The sequence below is a fragment of the Peptoniphilus harei genome (assembly GCF_016726485.1).
Taxonomy (GTDB): Bacteria; Bacillota; Clostridia; order Tissierellales; family Peptoniphilaceae; genus Peptoniphilus_A; species Peptoniphilus_A harei.
The window spans coordinates 730,990-748,982 of the sequence record NZ_CP068103.1 but is presented as its reverse complement, the minus strand read 5'-3'; the positions used below and the strand labels follow the sequence as shown (position 1 = coordinate 748,982).

Below are 17,993 nucleotides of genomic sequence, written 5' to 3'. Positions count from 1 at the left end.
TTAGATTTAGAAAAGAATTTAGAATATAAGTAGAGAATTGATTTTAAAATTAAATTTTACAAAGAATTTTGAAAGAACTTAATAAGAAAATATTTTTTGAAGTCGGCAGGTCATCCTGTCGATTTTTTTGTAGAAATTTTTATGAAAAAAATTATTTTATTTTAATTACTTTATGATGTCCTTTTAAAATATTGCAGGGAAGGAAGATGTGAAAATAATTTGGAAAAGAGAGGGAGGTTAAAGGTAGTTAAAAGAGAGGGATAAAATAATTAATAAAAATTAATATAAAAGGAAGTGTAGAAGTAAAATAATAAGAAGATAAAAATGCTTAAAATTTTACATGTAGAAATAAATTTGTATTGGTAGAAGAAGATCTATTAAGTTTTATGATTCCAATATGTCGTAGGCTTAAATTCAAAATAAAAGACAAAAGATAAGTAGAAAAAATTACAAAAAAAGAAGAAGCTTTAAAGCCTCTTCTTAATTTATTAATTTAAAGAAAAATTTTAAGCGGGATTAGTAGCATCCTTATCCTTGTCTCCATCATTGTTCTTATTTAAAAGTTTTTGAGTGACAAATATAACTGCTAGGGCACCAAGACCAATGGCATCTGTAAGAAGCTTTGGATCAAGTAGTGCAAAGGCAGCTCCAAGAAGGATTACTCTTTGCCAAATTCTTAGATTTCCAAATAGGTAGGATTCAACTGTACCTGCCAAGCAGATTGTACCAATAAGAGCAGTTATTATTGTTGGGACAGCTGCTGTGATTGGTAACCAGTTAACTGTAGTTCCAGCTACTGAATCAACCATAATCAAGTGTGGGTTAATAACAAAGATGTAAGGTATGATAAAGGCACCTATTGCAAGTTTAAAGGCTTGGAAGCCAGTCTTCATTGAGTTGGCACCTGCTATACCTGCTCCTGCGTAAGCTGCTAGGGCAACTGGAGGAGTAACGTCAGCAACTACACCAAAGTATAGGATAAATAAGTGAGCTGACATTAGGTTTACACCAAGTTTTGTTATTGCTGGAACAGCCATTGTTGCAAGTACTATGTACTTAGCAGTAGTTGGAAGTCCCATACCAAGGATAATTGATGAAATCATTGTTAAGAATAGAGTTGGGATAAGTTTACCCTTAGCTATAAGTACAATAACTTCTGCAATCTTAAGACCGAAACCTGTAAGTGTAACAACACCTACGATCATACCAGCACAAGCACAGGCACAAGCTACACCAACGGCACCCTTAGCACCTGCTTCCATTGCTCCAAGTATGTCCTTAGGAGTAAAAGAATCGTCTTTTTTAATAAGTGAAGCTGCGAAAGCAACTACAACACCAATAACTATACCAGTTAAGGCAGCCATTGTTGGTGGATATTGTTTAACCAACATGAAGATGATGGCAATTAGAGGTAGAGTTAAGTAACCTTGTTTTCTTAAAATATTTGAAACCTTTGGAAGGGATTCTCTAGGCATTCCCTTAAGGCCAAGTTTACATGCTTCTAAGTGAACCATTGTACCAACAGCTATATAATAGAGAACTGCTGGGATAATAGCAGCCTTTACAATTGAAATGTAAGGGAATCCAGTGAAGTCAGCCATGATAAAGGCAGCAGCACCCATTACTGGAGGCATGATTTGTCCACCAGTAGATGCAGTAGCTTCAACGGCACCTGCGTAGTGAGGTTTGTATCCAACAGATTTCATTAGAGGAATTGTAAAAGCACCAGTAGTAACTGTGTTAGCTACAGATGATCCTGAGATGGAACCCATAAGTCCTGATGATAAAACTGATGTCATGGCTGGACCTGATCTTGTAGAACCAGTAAGAGCGTAAGCGAAGTCTATAAAGAATTCACCAACACCAGTCTTGTCTAGGAAGGATCCAAACAAGATAAACATAAAAACGAATGTAGAAGATACTCCAAGTGGTGTACCCATAATACCTTCAGTAGTCATGTACATGTGAGAAACAATTCTAGTTACGTTAAAACCTCTGTGGGCAAAAACACCTGGCAAGTGTCTACCAAAGTAGGCAAATAGTAGGAACACTATTGTTACTATTGGAAGCTCTGGACCAACAACTCTTCTTGTAACTTCTAGAGTAAGAAGAACTGCAAGAACACCAAGTACCATATCAGTAGTGGACATTTGACCACCCTTTAAGGCGATGGCTTCAACGTTAAAGAATATGTAGCCCCAAACACCAATTGATAGAATCATTAATACCCAATCCATAATATCTATTTTGTCTTTAGATGATTTTTTAAATCCAGGATAAAGGGCAAAGCCAAGTGTAAAGGCAAAGATTAAGTGAAGTGATCTTTGCTTCATAGCTAGTAATGTGCCGTGCCATGCTGTAAATAGATGGAAGGCAGACATTAAAATTGCAACGATTGTAATGAATAAGGCAACCTTACCAGTTAGCTTACGGAGCTTACTAGTTTCAAGGTCGTATTGTTCCATTAACTCATCTACGTCCATAGCACCAAGCTCTTCAGCAGATTTAATGGCGCTGGCTTCTTGTTCCGTAGTGTTATTTTCTAAATTTTCATTTAATTTTTTATCTTTATCGCTCAATTTGGCACCTCCTTAGTGCGTAATCCAAAAGTGAAATGTGTTCGGTAGAAAATTCTAGGGCCTCTCTTGGCTCAGAAAAATCCAAAAAGGGAGTAGTCTTTCCATTTATTACAAGCTTATGATTGGCTACGACGGCCCCAGTCCTATAAATAACAGTTTCAAAGGGAACATTCATATCATATAAACAAAAACTTCCATCTTCAGCATACTTAAACTTGTAAATTAAATTAACAGGAAGACCGGCGCCCTGGTCGCGGTATCTTTGTTCCATTAAGATGAGCTTGCCATCTCGAACTTCATACCACTCACTAGTCTCAGACCTTTCAACAGAATGAGTGTAGACTATGCCGAACCTCTCCTTATCCTTTAAGTGAAAAATCTTTAATACATCTCCATTAAAATATGATTTTATAATTATTGCATCAATTTTCACAAAGGATAAAATAAAAAAAACTAATATAATAAAGAGTATTGGAAAGATCAAAGTCTTTCCAATGCCCTCTTTATTCTTGCCACTCATTATTTTTTAACTTCATCAAAATATTTTTGTGCACCTGGGTGAAGTTCAATACTCATACCATCAAGAGCCTTATCAAGAGCGATGTCTCCACCTCTTGCGTGAGATTCTTTCATAGTATCAAGGTTTTCAAATAATAATTTTACGATATTGTAAGCATCTTCTTCAGCCATTCTTTCGTCAACAGCTAGCATAGATTGTACTGCTACTACAGAAATTTCTTCATCTTGTCCCTTGTATTCAGATGGAGTGATGTGTAGGTTAACATAGAAAGGATACTTAGCAATAAGAGCTTCAGCCTTGTCTTCTGCAATTGGAACTAGGTGAACATCATGTGTAGTTGCTAGTTCAGTTATAGCTGAAGATGGGATAGCTGCAGTTAAGAATGTAGCGTCGATTTGACCAGATTTAATTTGGTCAGCAGCTTCTGCGAAGGATAGGTAGTCAACTTTTCCTAAGTCATCGTAAGTAATTCCGTGAATATCAAGAATTTGTTTTACGTTAACTTCAACACCAGAACCTGGAGCACCAACAGCTACTCTCTTGCCCTTAAGATCGTCTATAGTTTTAATGCCAGAATCATCAGATGCAACGATTTGTACGATTTCAGGATATAGACAGCATAGTCCTCTAAGACTAGGTTTCTTTTCTCCTTCGAAGATATCAGTTCCATTTACAGCATAGTAAGCAACGTCGTTTTGGATAAATGCAATTTCTGCGTCTCCCCTAGTTACAAGTTCAACGTTTTCCTTAGAAGCACCAGTAGCTTGTGCAGTTGCTGTGTAGTTAACTCCTGCATTGTTAAGAATGTTAGATAGTGCTCCACCTAGTGGGTAATATGTACCACCAGTACCACCAGTTGCAACTGACATGAATCCACCCTTAGTTTCCATTAGGCCTTCAGCAGTGATATCGCCAGTAGCTTCTTCAGTCTTAGCTGTTTCTTCAGTCTTAGTAGCGTTTGCATTTTCTTTCTTTGCATTGTTTCCGCCACCACCACATGCTGTTAGTGTAAGTGTAACCACAGCAATTAGCATGATTAACGTCGTCAATTTTTTCTTAGTCATAATATAATACCTCCTTGACTTTATTCAAATAAACTAATCATGAAAATGTTTATCTGATGATTAAATAGTACAATACTTAAAAAGATTTGTCAATCTATTAATAAGCTTGAACAAGGGATACCTGAAGAATAAATTATAAAAAGTAAAAAAATTGAAAACGGTTTTATAATGTGGATTAAAATTATATGTTTAAGGAAAATAATTTTTTGCAAGAAATTTATCTTAATTTAGTGACTTAACAATACAAATTAAGGGGTTAGAAGAAAAAAATATTTTATATGCTTAGTATTTATAGTAAAATAATTGTACTTTGAAAAAATAAATTTAAAGTTTGATAAAAAATATTTGGACAACAAAAGGACGAAAAATGAACAAAAGATTTACTAATGAAAGATTAATGAAATTTCAAATTTTAAATGGAGCTCAGCTAAAGTACATCGCCTTTGGGTCCATGTTAATTGATCACATAAATAAGGCCCTTATTTGGCCCAACTTAGATGGAGGATACTTATCAATATTAAGTTTCATCTTTGACGTAATAGGACGTATTGCCTTTCCGCTTTTCTCTTTTTTTATAGTGGAAGGATTTTTTAGGACTGGCAACAAGAAAAAATATCTCTTTAACTTATTGTTTTTTGCAATAATTTCAGAAATTCCCTATGACATGTTTTCTTCTAAGGTTATATTAGAATTTAGATTGAATAATGTACTCTTTTCTCTTGCCTTATCCTTAATTACTATTTGGATTCTCGATGAATTTAGAAAAAGATACGAAGAAAAAATTGGAAGGTTGTGGATTTTATTTTCTATTCCACTCCTTATAATTATGTTTTTTGTTTCTACCTTTGTGTCAGGTGACTACGACTTCCACGCAATTATGACGGCCTTTGTATTTTATATTTTTTATGAAAGACCAGTGGCTGGAGCAATTTGTGCCTACCTCACAATAGTAAAAGAGGTTTGGTCAATTCTTGGATTTGGATTAACTGTGATGTATAATGGTGAGAAGGGAAAACAGAATAAAATTTTTAATTATTTGTTTTATCCAGTCCATCTTTTAATTCTTGGACTTTTGAGGATGTATTTTAATATTTAATTTTTAACTTAGGACGCTTTGGCGTCTTTTTATTTTTTAAATTAGTTTATAAATTAAAAAAATAAAAATTAGGAGGTAATAGATGAAAGGAGAAAATATTTTAGGAAGAGAAGATATAAAAAAGTTACTTATACAGTTTGCCTTGCCAAGTATTTTTGCCCTAATAATAAGTTCTCTCTATAACATTGTGGACCAAATTTTTATTGGGAACTCTGTGGGAATGTTAGGCAATGCAGCTACAAATGTAGCCTTTCCCCTTGTGACAATTTGTACGGCTCTTGCCCTCTTGTGTGGAATAGGTGGAGCTGCAAATTTTAATATTTCATTGGGAAGAGGAGAAGAAGAACTTGCAAGACACTATATTAGAAATGCCCTAAGTCTTGCCACTATAGCAGCACTTATCTTTACAATAATAACTCACATATTTATGGGAAGTTTTTTAAAGGTCTTTGGTGCAACAAAGGAAATTATGGACTATGCCATAGAATATGTTTCTATAACTTCCTATGGATTCATATTTTTAATTCTCGTAAATGTGGGTTCGACTTTAATAAGAGCTGACGGGTCACCAAAGTTTTCAATGTACTGCATGGTAGTTGGAGCCCTTATAAATTTAATTTTGGACCCAATTTTTATATTTGTCTTTGAAATGGGAATGGCAGGAGCTGCTTACGCAACAGTTCTTGGACAATTCTTTTCTTTTCTATTAATAATATTTTATTTTGCAAGACATTTTAAGTCTGTTAACTTAGAAGGAAAATATTTTGAATTACAATTTGATAAGATAATTAATATTGCAAGACTTGGAGCAGCGAGTGGATTTAACCAAGCAGCTATACTATTTGTTCAAATCCTAATGAATAATTTTTATAGATATTATGGATCCTTGTCAGAATATGGAGCCAACATACCCCTTGCTGCAGTGGGAATTGTCATGAAGGTAAACATGATATTTTTCTCTGTCAACATTGGGCTGTCCCAAGGACTTCAACCAATTTCTTCCTTTAATTATGGGGCAAAAAAATATGATAGGGTAGTTGAGGTTTATAAACTTGCAATTAAGTATGCCCTAATAATTTCAACAATTTCCTTTGTAATCTTTCAAGTCTTCCCAAGACAAATAATTATGCTCTTCGGTGGAGGAAGCGAATTGTATTTTGATTTTGCCATAAAATTATTTAGGATCATGCTTTTCTTTACTTTTTTAAATGGAGTCCAACCAGTTACCATGGGATTTTTGACATCAATTGGTCTTGCCAAGAGGGGGATTTTGATTTCTCTTTTAAGACAAGTCCTTCTCCTAGTTCCCTTTGCTTATCTCTACGCAAACTTGTTTGGAGTAAAGGGACTCTTGTACGCACCGCCAACAGCAGATATTATAACTGCCATAGTTACCTTTGTTCTAGCAAAGAAGGTTTTAGATGACTTAAGGGCAAAAACAATTAAATAAAAATTTGAGGCCTTTGGATAAATCATTAACTTAAAGTAAATATAGAATAGTTTTCCAAGGCCTTTTTTAAAGAAAAGTGTTAATTGGTCTAAGCTTATAAATGACCTTGAAAAAGATAAGGATTTCATCTAAAATAGAAATGTAACGAAGTACATAAAATTTTAAGGAGGATGTAAATGAAAGCGTTAATGGTAGATTACATGTCAGACGTAATTGACAAAGGACTTGAAGAAAGAGGTATTGAACTTGATAAGGTTATGCTTCCAACTTCAGAAAAATTAGCAGAAATTATTGAACCTTATGATTTCCTATTCATGAGAGTTGATCCATTCATCAACAAGGAAGTTCTTGATGCTGCTAAAAACTTAAAGGCAATTTTTGTTGGTTCAACAGGAACTAACCACATTGACCTTGAATATGCAAAGGAAAAAAATATTCCAGTTAAAAACTCACCAGGACAAAACGCAAACGCAGTTGCTGAACTTGTTTTTGCTAAAATGTTAGACCTTTACAGAAACTCTGTACAAGCTCAAAACGAAGTTAAAGGTGGAATCTGGAACAAATATAGATGGATTGGTAGAGAACTTAGAAACAAGACTCTAGGAATTTGTGGTTTTGGTGCAATCGGAAGAAGAGTTGCTGAAATCGCTAATGTATTCCACATGGACGTTCTTGCTTATGACCCATTCCTAAAACCAGAAGACATTAAAGTTGATTATGTTAAACTAGTTGATTTCGACGAAATCGTAGCTAACTCTGACATTATCACTCTTCACATGCCACTAACTCCAGACACTAAGGATCTTTTCTCAGCAAAAGAATTCGAAAAAATGAAAGACGGAGCTTGCATCATCAACGCTGCACGTGGTGGAATTGTTAACGAAGAAGACCTATACGACTACATCAAGAATGGCAAACTAGGCGGAGCAAACTTAGATACACTTTCTAACGAACTTGGCTCTGGCGGACTTGACACTCAAGATGTTCCAGTAGAAAACAAACTATTCGAACTTGACAGACTTTATGTTACTCCACACATTGGTGGTTCAACAATTGATGCTCAAGACGATATCGGAAATGTAATCCTAGGAAACTTTGACGAACTTTTCGGAAAATAAGAATAAATAAAATTTAAATTTTAAAGACTGCTTGCTTAGGTGAGCAGTCTTTTTTTCTTGTAGGAAAATATGACTTGTTGACAGGGAAAAAAATTATGATAAAGTTTACTTAATAGAATTGATAAGGAGGAAAAATTATAAAAAAGGAGACAGCATGAAGGACTACTATTCAATGATAATTTTATTTCTTGTCTTCACTGGGATTATCTTTATTTATAATCTCTATGTAAAAAAGAAAAATGAAAAAATTTTAAGACAGGAAATAAGGGAGAACTTTGGAAAAATTCATAGTAAAATCTTCAAGGGAAAAATTAATGGGATACATAAGAGACTTGGAGGAAATGTCAGCGAAATTACTGCCAATGACTTAAACCTTGATGAAGTCTTGACCAAGATGAACCACACTATGTCCAAGATGGGCCTGGAATTTTTTTATTATAGGCTTAGGGACCTCATCTTAGACAAGGATGAACTTACAAGACTTCAAGAGAAGAGAAGACTTTATGAAGGTAAGGAAGAAGAACTTGAAGATCTTCAGTTTCAATTTGGAAAGCTTGGATACTTCAAAGAAGATGTCCTTGAACTCATTGAAGAAGAAATTGAGATCCAAAAAGAACTTGAAGTTTTGGCGAAAGTTTTTTCCTTCACTGCACTTTACATCTTGATTTTATTTATAAGTTTAAGAGCCCAGGCCATTTTATTTATTTTTGCCCTCTTGGCAGTTAACACCTTTATCTACAAGAAGTTTAACGAGATGGCTATGGGAAGGCTTGAAGCTTTAGTTAGATTAAAGGGTCTTTTTTATGTGTCAGAAGGACTTATTAAAAATAAAAATCAAGTCTTCACAGAAGAAATTAATGAAATAGAAAGTATTTTAAGAGACCTTGCTCCCTTAAAGAAGAGTTTGAGGTCCTTTGGATTCTTGACAGGCAATATGGAATTGGACTTTGCAGAAACTTACAGGAATGTTTTATTTTTATCAGAAGCCAGGAGCTTTTCAAAGTCGCAAAGATATTTTAAGAAGTATAGGGAAGAAATCTTTAGACTATATTACCTCTTGGGAAAAATTGACTGCGAAATAGGAATCACTTCTCTATCAAAGGCCTACAAGACTGGAGAAGCAAGTTTTGGAGATAAAATTCTTGGAAAGGACCTCTACAATCCCTTGATAAAAAATCCTGTTCCCAATGACCTTGACTTAAAAAAGTCTATTATCTTGACTGGGTCAAATGCATCAGGCAAGTCGACTTATCTAAGGACTATTGGCATTAATTCAATTTTTGCCCTTAGCTTTGGAATATTTTTTGGAGAAGAATTTGAAATTAAGCCAATGAAAATTACTTCAGCCATAGATATTAGCGACTCTATAATGAAAAACCTCTCCTACTTTATGGCAGAGTCCAGGGCCATTGGTGACATGATAGACGACGAGAGTGAAAAAATAATTTTGCTAGACGAAATTTTTAGGGGAACTAATACCATTGATAGGATTGCATCGGCCACTGCAACTTTAAAATATTTGGCAAAAAATAATCATGTAGTTGCAGCAACTCACGACATAGAACTTACAATGCTTTTAAAAGATTTATTTTCAAACAAGCACTTTGAAGAAAAGATAGAAGCAGGAGACATAAAGTTCGATTACTTATTAAAGGATGGACCAGCCACAAGCAGGAACGCCATTGCCATCTTGGATAACTTAAATTATCCAAGAGAAATAATAGGGGAAGCAAAAAATCTTTCGAGAGAGTTAGAAGAAAAATAAATTTTAAGATCATACTTAGGTAGATTTATACCTAAGTATTTTTTATGCTTTAATACTTTATTTTTATCCTTTATACTAGTAATAAGCGAGAAAATGTTTTTATGGATTGTGAGGGAAAGATGAGAATTTATTTTACTAGACATGGGGAGACTGAGTGGAACAAGCTGGGGATTATCCAGGGACAATTAGACTCGGCACTAACTTCTGAAGGAATGGATATGGGAAGACGCTTGGGCGAGATGTCTAAAGACCTTAATTTTGATAAGGTTTATTCATCTGATCTTGGCCGTGCCTATGACACTGCAAGGTTAATTTGTCCTGATAGGGAAATTATTAAGACCCCTCTTCTTCGTGAAATTGATGTTGGGTCTTGGTCAGGTAAAAATATTAAAGATGTAAAAGTAGAGGATGAAGTCCTTTACAAAAAATATTTTGAAGATCCAAAAAATTATAAGAGACCTGATGGAGAAAGCATTCACGACCTAAGAGACAGGGTGGAAAAATTTTTTGAGAAAGCAGTTTATCCCAATGAAGATGAAAACATCCTTATAGTCACTCACGGTGTGACCATTGTTGCAATCTATTCTCTCATGGAGGGGATTCCTATTGAGGACTTTTGGTCCAATAGGGTGAGGCGAAATGGCGAATTTAATATAGCGGATTATGAAGATGGGACCTTTAAAATTATTAAGAAGGCGCCCAAGAATCCAGTGGACTCAATTTGAGGTGATAATATGACTACTTATGATTTAATTATAATTGGGGCAGGGGCAGCTGGCCTTAGCTCAGCGATTTATGCAGGTAGGGCCCTATTAAAGACTCTTGTCATAGAAAAATTTTCTTTTGGTGGAAGGGTCAACGACACTCCAAAGATAATAAATTATCCTGGCTTTAAAGAAATTGCAGGCAGGGACCTTATTAATGAATTTAGGAAGCAGGCAGAGAGTTTTCCAACTAATGAATTTGCCTATGGAACTGTCAAAAAAATTGAAAAAATAGAAGATGGCTTTAAGCTAACTACCATGAGGAGAAAAGAATTTATTGCCAAGGCAGTTATTATTGCAACAGGAACTTATGCCAAGATGTTAAACGTCCCTGGTGAGACTGAATTTGCAGGACGTGGAGTTTCTTATTGCTCCACTTGTGATGCAGATTATTTTAAGGACAAGAACATACATATACTAGGTTCAGGGGACTTGGCCCTTGAAGAGGCAGATTACCTCTCCAACTTTGCCAATTCCATTAACATGATAATTATCCACGAGGAAGGAAAATTTGATGGCAATCAGCTGGAAGCTGAGAGGATAATGAAGAACCCAAAAATTTCCTATACTTGGCACTCAAAGCTTGAGGGAATAAATGGTGGTGAAAGGGTAAATAGTCTTGACATCTTAGACTTAGATGATAAGACAAAAACCAGGGTCACTTCTGATGGGATTTTCATCTTTGCTGGGATGAGCCCAAATTCTAATTTTGTCAAAGATCTTGTTGAAGTCGATGATTTTGGCTTTATAAAAACTGATGATATGATGAGGACTTCTGTTGAGGGAATTTTTGCCGCAGGTGACATTAGGAACAAGGCCCTTAGGCAAATTGTAACTGCAGCCAATGATGGTGCAGTAGCAACAGTTTATGCAGAAAAGTACATTAGGAAGAGGGGTGTCAAATGAGAGTCTATCCAAGGGGAACAGTGTTATACAACAGAGAAAAGGCCTACAATGGAGTAAATTTAATTTCAACTGCCAAGGACGGGGCCCTAATAACAAAAATGGATGGGACAGAGTTAAAAAGATTTTCTGTTAACCCAATGCCAGCCAAGATGCTGCCAAACAAAAACATTATGAGTATCTCTTCCTTTAGGTCATCGGACTTTGGTGTCAGTGATGGTATCGACCTGCTTGAGTTTGATAAGGATGGGAAGATTGTCTTTGACTTTGACAAGTTCAAATTTACAGAAGACAGGGGCTACAGGCCTAAGTGGATGGCAAGGGCCCACTCAGATTTTCAAAGAGAGGGCAATTCTGTTGGCTACTATTATCCAGACCAAAAAATTGTGGAAAATGGGAAGACCCTCCTTCTTGTTCACGATGCCATTGTTGACACAAGGATATCTGACAAGGCCCTCCTAGATGATGTGATTTTGGAAGTAGATGAAGAGGGGAATATCCTCTGGAAGTTCTCCTTTAGTGAGCACTTCGACCAGTTGGGATTCTCTGAAGAGGCCAAGAACGTAATTTACAGGAATCCAAACCTCAGGATAACAGAAAGACCTCTTGGCAATTATCTCGACGTCACTTCTATTTCTACAATTGGGGAGAACAAGTGGTATGACCAAGGGGATCCACGCTTTCATCCTGATAATATTTTATTTACTGCCAGGGCAGCAAATATTATTGGGATAATCGATAAAAAGAGGTCACGAATTTGCTACAAGCTGGGACCAAACTTCTCTGACTTCATAAAAGTTGACCCAGTTGTTGGTTCTGCCTTTGCCAGTATTGTTCCAAGGGGCCTGCCAGGGGAAGGCAACCTCTTAATTTTTGACAATGGGGGAAGATGTGGTTATGGTTCGCCAACTCTCACATCACCATCTGGTTTACTACCTTTTGTGAGAAACTATTCTAGGATTCTTGAAATAAATCCAGTTACCCTTGCTGTCAATTGGTCGGTGGATCCAAGGGACTTTGGATTTTCAATACCAATGAATGGCTACAAGTTCTATTCCCCTTATGGTGGAAACCTTCAAAGACTGCCTAATGGCAACACCCTAATAACACTAGCAACAGAAGGTCTTGTAATAGAAGTCACACCATCGAAAGAAATTGTCTGGCAATGGACCTGTCCTTATAGGACAACGACAGAAAACCTCTTGAAGAACAACATGATTTATAGGGTTTACAGGTATCCTTATGATTACCTAGACATTGATGAAGAAGAAAATGAAATCCAAGAAATTGAAGATGCATCTTACTTTAAACTTCCTGGAGCAGGAGAATTTAAGTCTGTTGAAATCACTAATGTAAACAAGAGTGAGTTATCAATTGACATTGACCCACTTTCTCAAGAGTCAGAGTCTGTAAGAGACCTTGTGGAAAATAAAAAGGTAATTAAGAGAAATGAATCTGTAATCAAATATATTGCAGCAAGTCATTTTGAAGATACAATAAGAGAAAACAAGATGGCAATAATAATTTATGGAGCAGAGAGGTGCTCCCACTGCGAACCACTTATGGAAGTTATGGAAGTTCTCTTGGAAGAAGAGTTCAAAGAAGTTACATGCTTCTACATGGACCTTGACAAGAACAAGTCCTTTGCAGAAAAATATGAGATTTTCCAACTACCTAGGGTTTCCTTCTTTAAAGACGGAGAAAAAGTTTATGAGTTCATGGGAGAAAAATCCTATGACGAAATTGCCGGCTTAATAGAAGAATATCTTCTAGAATTATATTGAGATACAAAAAACTGGGACTAAGCTCCCAGTTTATTTTTATGCTTTATTAAGTTAAATTTTAAAATTATTTAGATTCTTCTCTGTGCCAAGACAAGTTTTCGTAGCCCTTCTTATTGACTTTGGAATTTATTAAAAACCTATTTTTTGCCATCCTAAGCATATACTTGTCATCCTTGTAGGAGTCCGAATATCCACAAGAATTTTCGTAGTCAATCTCAATTCCTTCTTGAGCCAAGAGGTCTTTAATATTTTTGACTTTCACGTCCTTCTTGTTGTTGCCTCTTGTGAGTTTATAATCATCTCCAAGGTCAGTCCCAAGAATGTAGTCAAAGGGATAGAGGTCCTTAACATACTTTAAGTAGGAAGTGGCAGAGGCAGAGCAGAGAATTTTAATTGTGTCCTCATCGTGGGAATAAAATTCATCTTCAAATTCCACAAAGAAAAATCTGGGGAAGAGATAGTCTGTTACAAAGTCCCTTAACTCATCTTCGGAAAAATATTTTATAATAGAAACCATTTGATTCTTCATAATATCAAAATCAGATGCCAACTTAGATCTTATGTAGGCAGATCCAAGGCCAGCCATGGTCCTAAAAAAATTTATTTTTTTATGTCTAAATCCATACTTATAAAGCTCTACTATTGATTCACAATCAACTACAGTTTTGTCAAAATCATAGAGCGCAAGCTTTCTTTTCAAAATCTCACCTCAATAGAATTATATCAAATTGCCTTCATTATAAAAAGATTTATGATATACTAAAATCGTGATATTTATGGGAATTATTATACACGTTGACATAGATGCCTTCTACGCATCAGTGGAAGAGCTTGACGACAAATCTATAATAGGCAAACCTCTAGTCGTAGGTGGCAGGTCCAACCATGGAGTTGTAACTACGGCTAATTATGTTGCAAGAAAGTACGGGATCCATTCTGCCATGCCCATGTATATGGCGAGAAACCTCTGCGACCACTTGATAATAAAACCCATGAGAAGGGAAAGATATCTTGAGAAGTCAAGAGAAGTCTTTGAGGTCCTAAGGACCTACACAGATAAAATCGAAAAAGTTTCCATTGATGAGTCCTATCTAGACATAAGCGGCCTGGGTTATGATGAAGACATTGTGTATGACTTACAGAAAAAAGTCTTTGAAAAGACTGGCCTAAGTGTGAGTTGCGGCTTGAGCTACAACAAATTCTTGGCTAAATTTGCCAGTGATTGGAATAAGCCAAAAGGAGTAAAAATTATTAGGCAGTCAGACATTCCTGAAATTTTATTTCCCCTAGATATAAGAAAGGTCCATGGAATTGGGAATAAGACAGAGAAGAGGCTGAGGAACATAGGAATAAATACTGTTGAAGACTTATATTCTCTCTCTTATGATTTTTTAACAACTATGTTTAAGAAGAGTGGGGAAGAAATCTATAAGAGGATCAGGGGAATTGACGAGAGGGAGGTAACTCCCAACACCGTGAGGAAGAGTCTTGGGACAGAGTCCACCTTTGAAGTGACATCCAAGAGGGAGGAACTTATATCTTACTTAAAAGATTTCTCCAAAGAAGTATCTGAAGACTTAATTGTAAAAGAAATCTCTGGCTACACCTTGACTCTCAAGATGAAGGACGAAAACTTCAAAGTCAAGACCAGGTCAAGAACCTATGAAAATGCCATCTATGAAGAAGATGATATCTTTAAGAAGTCTCTAGAGATTTTTGAAGAAGCCTATGAGGGCGACAAGCTTAGACTCATTGGCATAACAGTTTCAAACCTTGTGGATTTAAACATAAGACAACTTTCATTTTTTAATGGATAAAAATATCAATCTTTTTTCGAAATTTTATGCTAAAATATTGAAGAAATAAGATAAAGGAATTTAATTATGAGAAATTTTTGGGACTTAGAATACGGTGAAGTAGGCTTTAAGTTTTTTGGAATCTACCACTACGCTTGTCTTGCGATTATTTTTGTATTTGGAATAGTTTTATATAAACCCTGGAGAGAAAGAAAAAACTTCAGAAGCTTTCTTGCCTTAACACCAATTAGCTTGGAGATGATTAGACTTGTTGGGGTCTTAATGAGTGGTCATTACGACTCTTCCTACTTGCCCTTCCACCTCTGCCTAATTGGATCCCATTTCATGGCAGTAGACGCCTTTGTGGATAGGAAGTTTATAAAGGCTTGTCTCTATTATTTGTTTATGCCAGCAGCCATCTTGAGCCTATTTACACCAGGATGGAACACAGTGAATAAATATTCCTATGTGGCAATAATTTCTTGGATCATACATGGGATTAATGCCTTTTATCCAATCTACCTTGTACTTTCAAAGGAATACACTCCAAAGTTAAGAGATATAATCTATCCAATAATTTTTATACTTGTGACTCTTCCAATAATAAAAACTTTAAACAAGAAACTTGATGCAAATTATTATTTTATAGAAGAGCCCTATGAGGGATCAGCCCTTGCAACTATTAAGGATGTATTTCCAAATTATGTGGTGGGACTTTTTATAGTGACAGTCCTTGTAATGGTGATGACATTTTTTATCTACAAATTAATAATAAAAATTAGAAAAAAATAAGACGAGGTAAGAGAACCTCGTCTTATTTTAGTTTTCGCTACCTAAAAAATAATAAGTTATGGCAACTAGAGAGCCGCCGATAATATTTCCAATAGTAACTGGTATTAAGTTTTTAAAAATTAGTGCAAATCCAAATTCAGGATTTAACATTTTTGCTAGGGCAAAGCAAGTCATATTTGCCACGCTATGCTCAAAACCAAGGCTTACAAAAGCCAAGATACACCAGAAGATTAAAATCAACTTTGATGAATCAGATATGGGTCTAGAGCAAATTAAAACTGCAAGACACACTAGAATGTTACACATTATTCCCTTAAATAAAAGTGCAGTGAAGTCAAAACTTGACTTTGTTGTTGCTAGTTTTAAGAGGGCTTCGTTATAGTCAGGGGAAACTCCTGTCATTTTAAATAAGAAAGAAATTAAAATTGATCCCAAAAGATTTCCTATGTAGGAAAAAACTAAAATCTTTAAAAGTGTGGAAGTTTCAATTTTTTTGTTTAATCTTCCAATACTTGTCACAAGGACATTACCTGTGAAAAGTTCGCCACCAGCAAAGATTACAAAGGAAAGGGCGAGGGAAAAGACAAAGCCATTTATAAATTTAACAGCTGGAATTTCAAGTCCTGAAAAAACACTTGCAGATAGGGTCATGATTAACATTCCCATTCCAATAAAAAATCCTGCAAGAACTGAAGCGACCATGTACTTAAAAAGAGAATTTTCAAGTAAATTTTTCTTAGTGTTTGCAGAATTTGTAAGTCCACCAATTATATCCTTATACATATCACACCTCTTTTTTTATTCCATTAAACATTATATCAAAAAGAGGTGACTTTTCAATTGGTGAAAGACTCTTTATGTGAAAATATATAAAAGTTTTCTTTATAATTTATATTTTATTTTGAATTTGCATCTAACTTATATTTATTAGCTTCTATTGCCACAACAATTACTTGAACTATAGGCATGAGTAAATTGAAAAATAAAAATGGCAGATAGTGGACTGTTGAGACACCAAGGACTGTTGTCATATAAGTTCCACAAGTGTTCCAAGGGATCATGGCTGATGTAACAGTTCCACCTGATTCAAGAGTTGAAGAAAGAAGGGTTGGGTCCAAATTTCTTTCTTTGTACTCATTCTTAAACATTCTTCCAGGAACAACTATGGAGATGTATTGCTCGGGCATAGATGCGTTGGTAAAGACACAGGTTAAAATAGTAGAAATAACAAGTCCCACTACAGATTGAACCCTGTGGAGGAACTTCTTAACAATGGCTTCAAGGATTCCAGTTTCTTCTGCAATACCACCAAACATCATGGCAATAATAGTAAGAGAGATGGAAGACATCATGTTGTTTAGGCCGCCAGTTGTCAAGAGTTGGTCCACTGCTTCAAGGCCAGTGTTTGAAACATATCCATTAAGACCAGCTGATAAAATGTCACCAAAGTTAATGCCTTGGTAGATTGGTCCAAGGATAGCTGCAATAATAATTCCAAGAGCAATTCCAGGAACTGCTGGGAGTTTTTTTGCAATGGAAATAATTACTACAAGAGGTGCTAGCAAGAGGACAGGAGAAATTGTAAAAGTTTCCTTTAATCCATTGGCAATTATATTGACATTAGATAGGTCTGCAGATGCTCCTCTATATTTTGCAGATAAGAATCCAAAAATCAAAAGAGTTAAGCCATAGGCAATTAGAGTTGGCTTTGCCATAGACTTGATGTGAGTGAAGACATCTGTGCCAGCCATAGCTGGTGCAAGGTTTGTTGTATCTGATAGGGGACTCATCTTGTCGCCAAAGTAGGCACCAGATAAAACTGCGCCTGCAGTAACAGGGGCAGGAACCCCCAGTCCGCTTGCTATACCCATTAGGGCAATCCCCATGGTGCCAGCAGTTCCCCAACTTGTACCTGTTGCAAGGGAAGTGATTGAAGTAATAAGAACTGTGGCAACAAGAAAAATCGATGGCTTTAAAATCATAAGTCCATAATAAATCATTGTTGGGACGACTCCTGCCAAGATCCAAATTCCAATTAGGACTCCGATTATGGCGAGGATTATTATGGACTGCATGGCTTGTGAAATTCCCTTTATCATAGAATTCTCAATGAACTTCCAAGTGTAGCCAATCTTTAAGGCAACAAGTGAGGCAATTAGAACTCCAATTAGCATAGGAATGTGAGGACTTTCTTCGTATTTTATTATACTTATAAACATTATTATTGTAAGAGATGCGAAGGTAAAGAGGGCTTCAGCAAAGTTTGCCTTCCTAACTTCCTTTTCATATTTATTTATATTTTTCTGCTTCATAAGACACCCCATATATATATCAAAAATTTAACATATTATAACATTAAAAA

General features: G+C 35.6%; 15 protein-coding genes. 9 read left to right on the top strand and 6 right to left on the bottom strand.

All coding sequences use genetic code 11. The annotated features are described in order from the left end of the window. Window positions 1-506 precede the first annotated feature (506 nt). The 3 genes from I6I93_RS03475 to I6I93_RS03465 are packed head-to-tail and all read right to left on the bottom strand — an operon-like array spanning window position 507 to window position 4,163. Window positions 507-2,579 carry a TRAP transporter permease gene (locus I6I93_RS03475; protein ID WP_236587214.1) on the bottom strand — a complete coding sequence of 691 codons (2,073 nt, stop codon included), beginning with the start codon at window positions 2,577-2,579 and terminating at the stop codon, window positions 507-509. Next, window positions 2,569-3,099, bottom strand: coding sequence for a DUF1850 domain-containing protein (locus I6I93_RS03470; RefSeq protein ID WP_112889457.1), 531 nt, complete (start codon window positions 3,097-3,099; stop codon window positions 2,569-2,571). Before I6I93_RS03470 ends, I6I93_RS03475 begins: the two co-directional genes overlap by 11 nt. Beyond that, on the bottom strand, window positions 3,099-4,163 hold the full coding sequence (locus I6I93_RS03465; RefSeq protein ID WP_112889456.1) for a TAXI family TRAP transporter solute-binding subunit: 1,065 nt from the start codon (window positions 4,161-4,163) through the stop codon (window positions 3,099-3,101). Before I6I93_RS03465 ends, I6I93_RS03470 begins: the two co-directional genes overlap by 1 nt. A 367-nt stretch (window positions 4,164-4,530) precedes the next feature. Here I6I93_RS03465 and I6I93_RS03460 point away from each other — a divergent pair, with 367 nt between their 5' ends. From I6I93_RS03460 to I6I93_RS03430, 7 genes are all read left to right on the top strand, one after another. Continuing rightward, window positions 4,531-5,259 carry a TraX family protein gene (locus I6I93_RS03460; protein WP_112889455.1) on the top strand — a complete coding sequence of 243 codons (729 nt, stop codon included), beginning with the start codon at window positions 4,531-4,533 and terminating at the stop codon, window positions 5,257-5,259. Window positions 5,260-5,341: 82 nt separating this feature from the next. Then, the gene (locus I6I93_RS03455) at window positions 5,342-6,709 is read left to right on the top strand and encodes an MATE family efflux transporter (protein WP_112889454.1); all 1,368 of its coding nucleotides are present in this window, start codon (window positions 5,342-5,344) and stop codon (window positions 6,707-6,709) included. A gap of 176 nt (window positions 6,710-6,885) precedes the next feature. Further along, window positions 6,886-7,827 carry a D-2-hydroxyacid dehydrogenase gene (locus tag I6I93_RS03450; RefSeq protein WP_070700626.1) on the top strand — a complete coding sequence of 314 codons (942 nt, stop codon included), beginning with the start codon at window positions 6,886-6,888 and terminating at the stop codon, window positions 7,825-7,827. Between the two features lie 154 nt (window positions 7,828-7,981). Then, on the top strand, window positions 7,982-9,592 hold the full coding sequence (locus tag I6I93_RS03445) for a MutS-related protein (protein WP_112889453.1): 1,611 nt from the start codon (window positions 7,982-7,984) through the stop codon (window positions 9,590-9,592). A 119-nt stretch (window positions 9,593-9,711) separates the two neighbouring features. Then, a complete protein-coding gene (locus I6I93_RS03440) occupies window positions 9,712-10,317 on the top strand; it encodes a histidine phosphatase family protein (RefSeq protein ID WP_112889452.1) in 606 nt (201 codons plus the stop codon). Window positions 10,318-10,326: 9 nt separating this feature from the next. Further along, entirely contained in the window at window positions 10,327-11,262 is a 936-nt protein-coding gene (locus I6I93_RS03435; RefSeq protein ID WP_112889451.1) for an NAD(P)/FAD-dependent oxidoreductase, read from the top strand. Beyond that, complete coding sequence (locus I6I93_RS03430; protein ID WP_112889450.1) at window positions 11,259-13,043, top strand: thioredoxin domain-containing protein; 1,785 nt, start codon at window positions 11,259-11,261, stop codon at window positions 13,041-13,043. The genes I6I93_RS03435 and I6I93_RS03430 overlap by 4 nt, the downstream gene beginning before the upstream one ends. Window positions 13,044-13,107: 64 nt before the next feature. Here the strand turns inward: I6I93_RS03430 and I6I93_RS03425 are convergent, their stop codons facing one another. Beyond that, on the bottom strand, window positions 13,108-13,743 hold the full coding sequence (locus tag I6I93_RS03425) for an HAD family hydrolase (RefSeq protein ID WP_112889449.1): 636 nt from the start codon (window positions 13,741-13,743) through the stop codon (window positions 13,108-13,110). Between the two features lie 76 nt (window positions 13,744-13,819). Between I6I93_RS03425 and I6I93_RS03420 the strand changes: the two genes are divergently transcribed. Both I6I93_RS03420 and I6I93_RS03415 read left to right on the top strand, forming a co-directional pair. Continuing rightward, complete coding sequence (locus tag I6I93_RS03420) at window positions 13,820-14,860, top strand: DNA polymerase IV (protein ID WP_112889448.1); 1,041 nt, start codon at window positions 13,820-13,822, stop codon at window positions 14,858-14,860. 66 nt (window positions 14,861-14,926) lie between these two features. Beyond that, complete coding sequence (locus I6I93_RS03415) at window positions 14,927-15,631, top strand: YwaF family protein (protein WP_112889447.1); 705 nt, start codon at window positions 14,927-14,929, stop codon at window positions 15,629-15,631. Window positions 15,632-15,658: 27 nt separating this feature from the next. On the opposite strand, the gene I6I93_RS03410 is transcribed toward I6I93_RS03415, so the two are convergent. Both I6I93_RS03410 and nhaC read right to left on the bottom strand, forming a co-directional pair. Beyond that, a complete protein-coding gene (locus tag I6I93_RS03410; protein WP_112889446.1) occupies window positions 15,659-16,414 on the bottom strand; it encodes a formate/nitrite transporter family protein in 756 nt (251 codons plus the stop codon). A gap of 113 nt (window positions 16,415-16,527) precedes the next feature. After that, a complete protein-coding gene (gene nhaC / locus I6I93_RS03405) occupies window positions 16,528-17,943 on the bottom strand; it encodes a Na+/H+ antiporter NhaC (protein ID WP_112889445.1) in 1,416 nt (471 codons plus the stop codon). Window positions 17,944-17,993 lie beyond the last annotated feature (50 nt).

What these genes read in the sequence shown, in the direction of transcription:
- I6I93_RS03470 (WP_112889457.1), bottom strand. Translation starts at nt 3,099, where the DNA reads ATGAGTGGCAAGAATAAAGAGGGCATTGGAAAGACTTTGATCTTTCCA.
- I6I93_RS03440 (WP_112889452.1), top strand. Translation starts at nt 9,712, where the DNA reads ATGAGAATTTATTTTACTAGACATGGGGAGACTGAGTGGAACAAGCTG.
- I6I93_RS03410 (WP_112889446.1), bottom strand. Translation starts at nt 16,414, where the DNA reads ATGTATAAGGATATAATTGGTGGACTTACAAATTCTGCAAACACTAAG.
- I6I93_RS03460 (WP_112889455.1), top strand. Translation starts at nt 4,531, where the DNA reads ATGAACAAAAGATTTACTAATGAAAGATTAATGAAATTTCAAATTTTA.
- I6I93_RS03415 (WP_112889447.1), top strand. Translation starts at nt 14,927, where the DNA reads ATGAGAAATTTTTGGGACTTAGAATACGGTGAAGTAGGCTTTAAGTTT.
- I6I93_RS03465 (WP_112889456.1), bottom strand. Translation starts at nt 4,163, where the DNA reads ATGACTAAGAAAAAATTGACGACGTTAATCATGCTAATTGCTGTGGTT.
- I6I93_RS03435 (WP_112889451.1), top strand. Translation starts at nt 10,327, where the DNA reads ATGACTACTTATGATTTAATTATAATTGGGGCAGGGGCAGCTGGCCTT.
- I6I93_RS03450 (WP_070700626.1), top strand. Translation starts at nt 6,886, where the DNA reads ATGAAAGCGTTAATGGTAGATTACATGTCAGACGTAATTGACAAAGGA.
- I6I93_RS03455 (WP_112889454.1), top strand. Translation starts at nt 5,342, where the DNA reads ATGAAAGGAGAAAATATTTTAGGAAGAGAAGATATAAAAAAGTTACTT.
- I6I93_RS03430 (WP_112889450.1), top strand. Translation starts at nt 11,259, where the DNA reads ATGAGAGTCTATCCAAGGGGAACAGTGTTATACAACAGAGAAAAGGCC.
- I6I93_RS03420 (WP_112889448.1), top strand. Translation starts at nt 13,820, where the DNA reads ATGGGAATTATTATACACGTTGACATAGATGCCTTCTACGCATCAGTG.
- nhaC (WP_112889445.1), bottom strand. Translation starts at nt 17,943, where the DNA reads ATGAAGCAGAAAAATATAAATAAATATGAAAAGGAAGTTAGGAAGGCA.
- I6I93_RS03445 (WP_112889453.1), top strand. Translation starts at nt 7,982, where the DNA reads ATGAAGGACTACTATTCAATGATAATTTTATTTCTTGTCTTCACTGGG.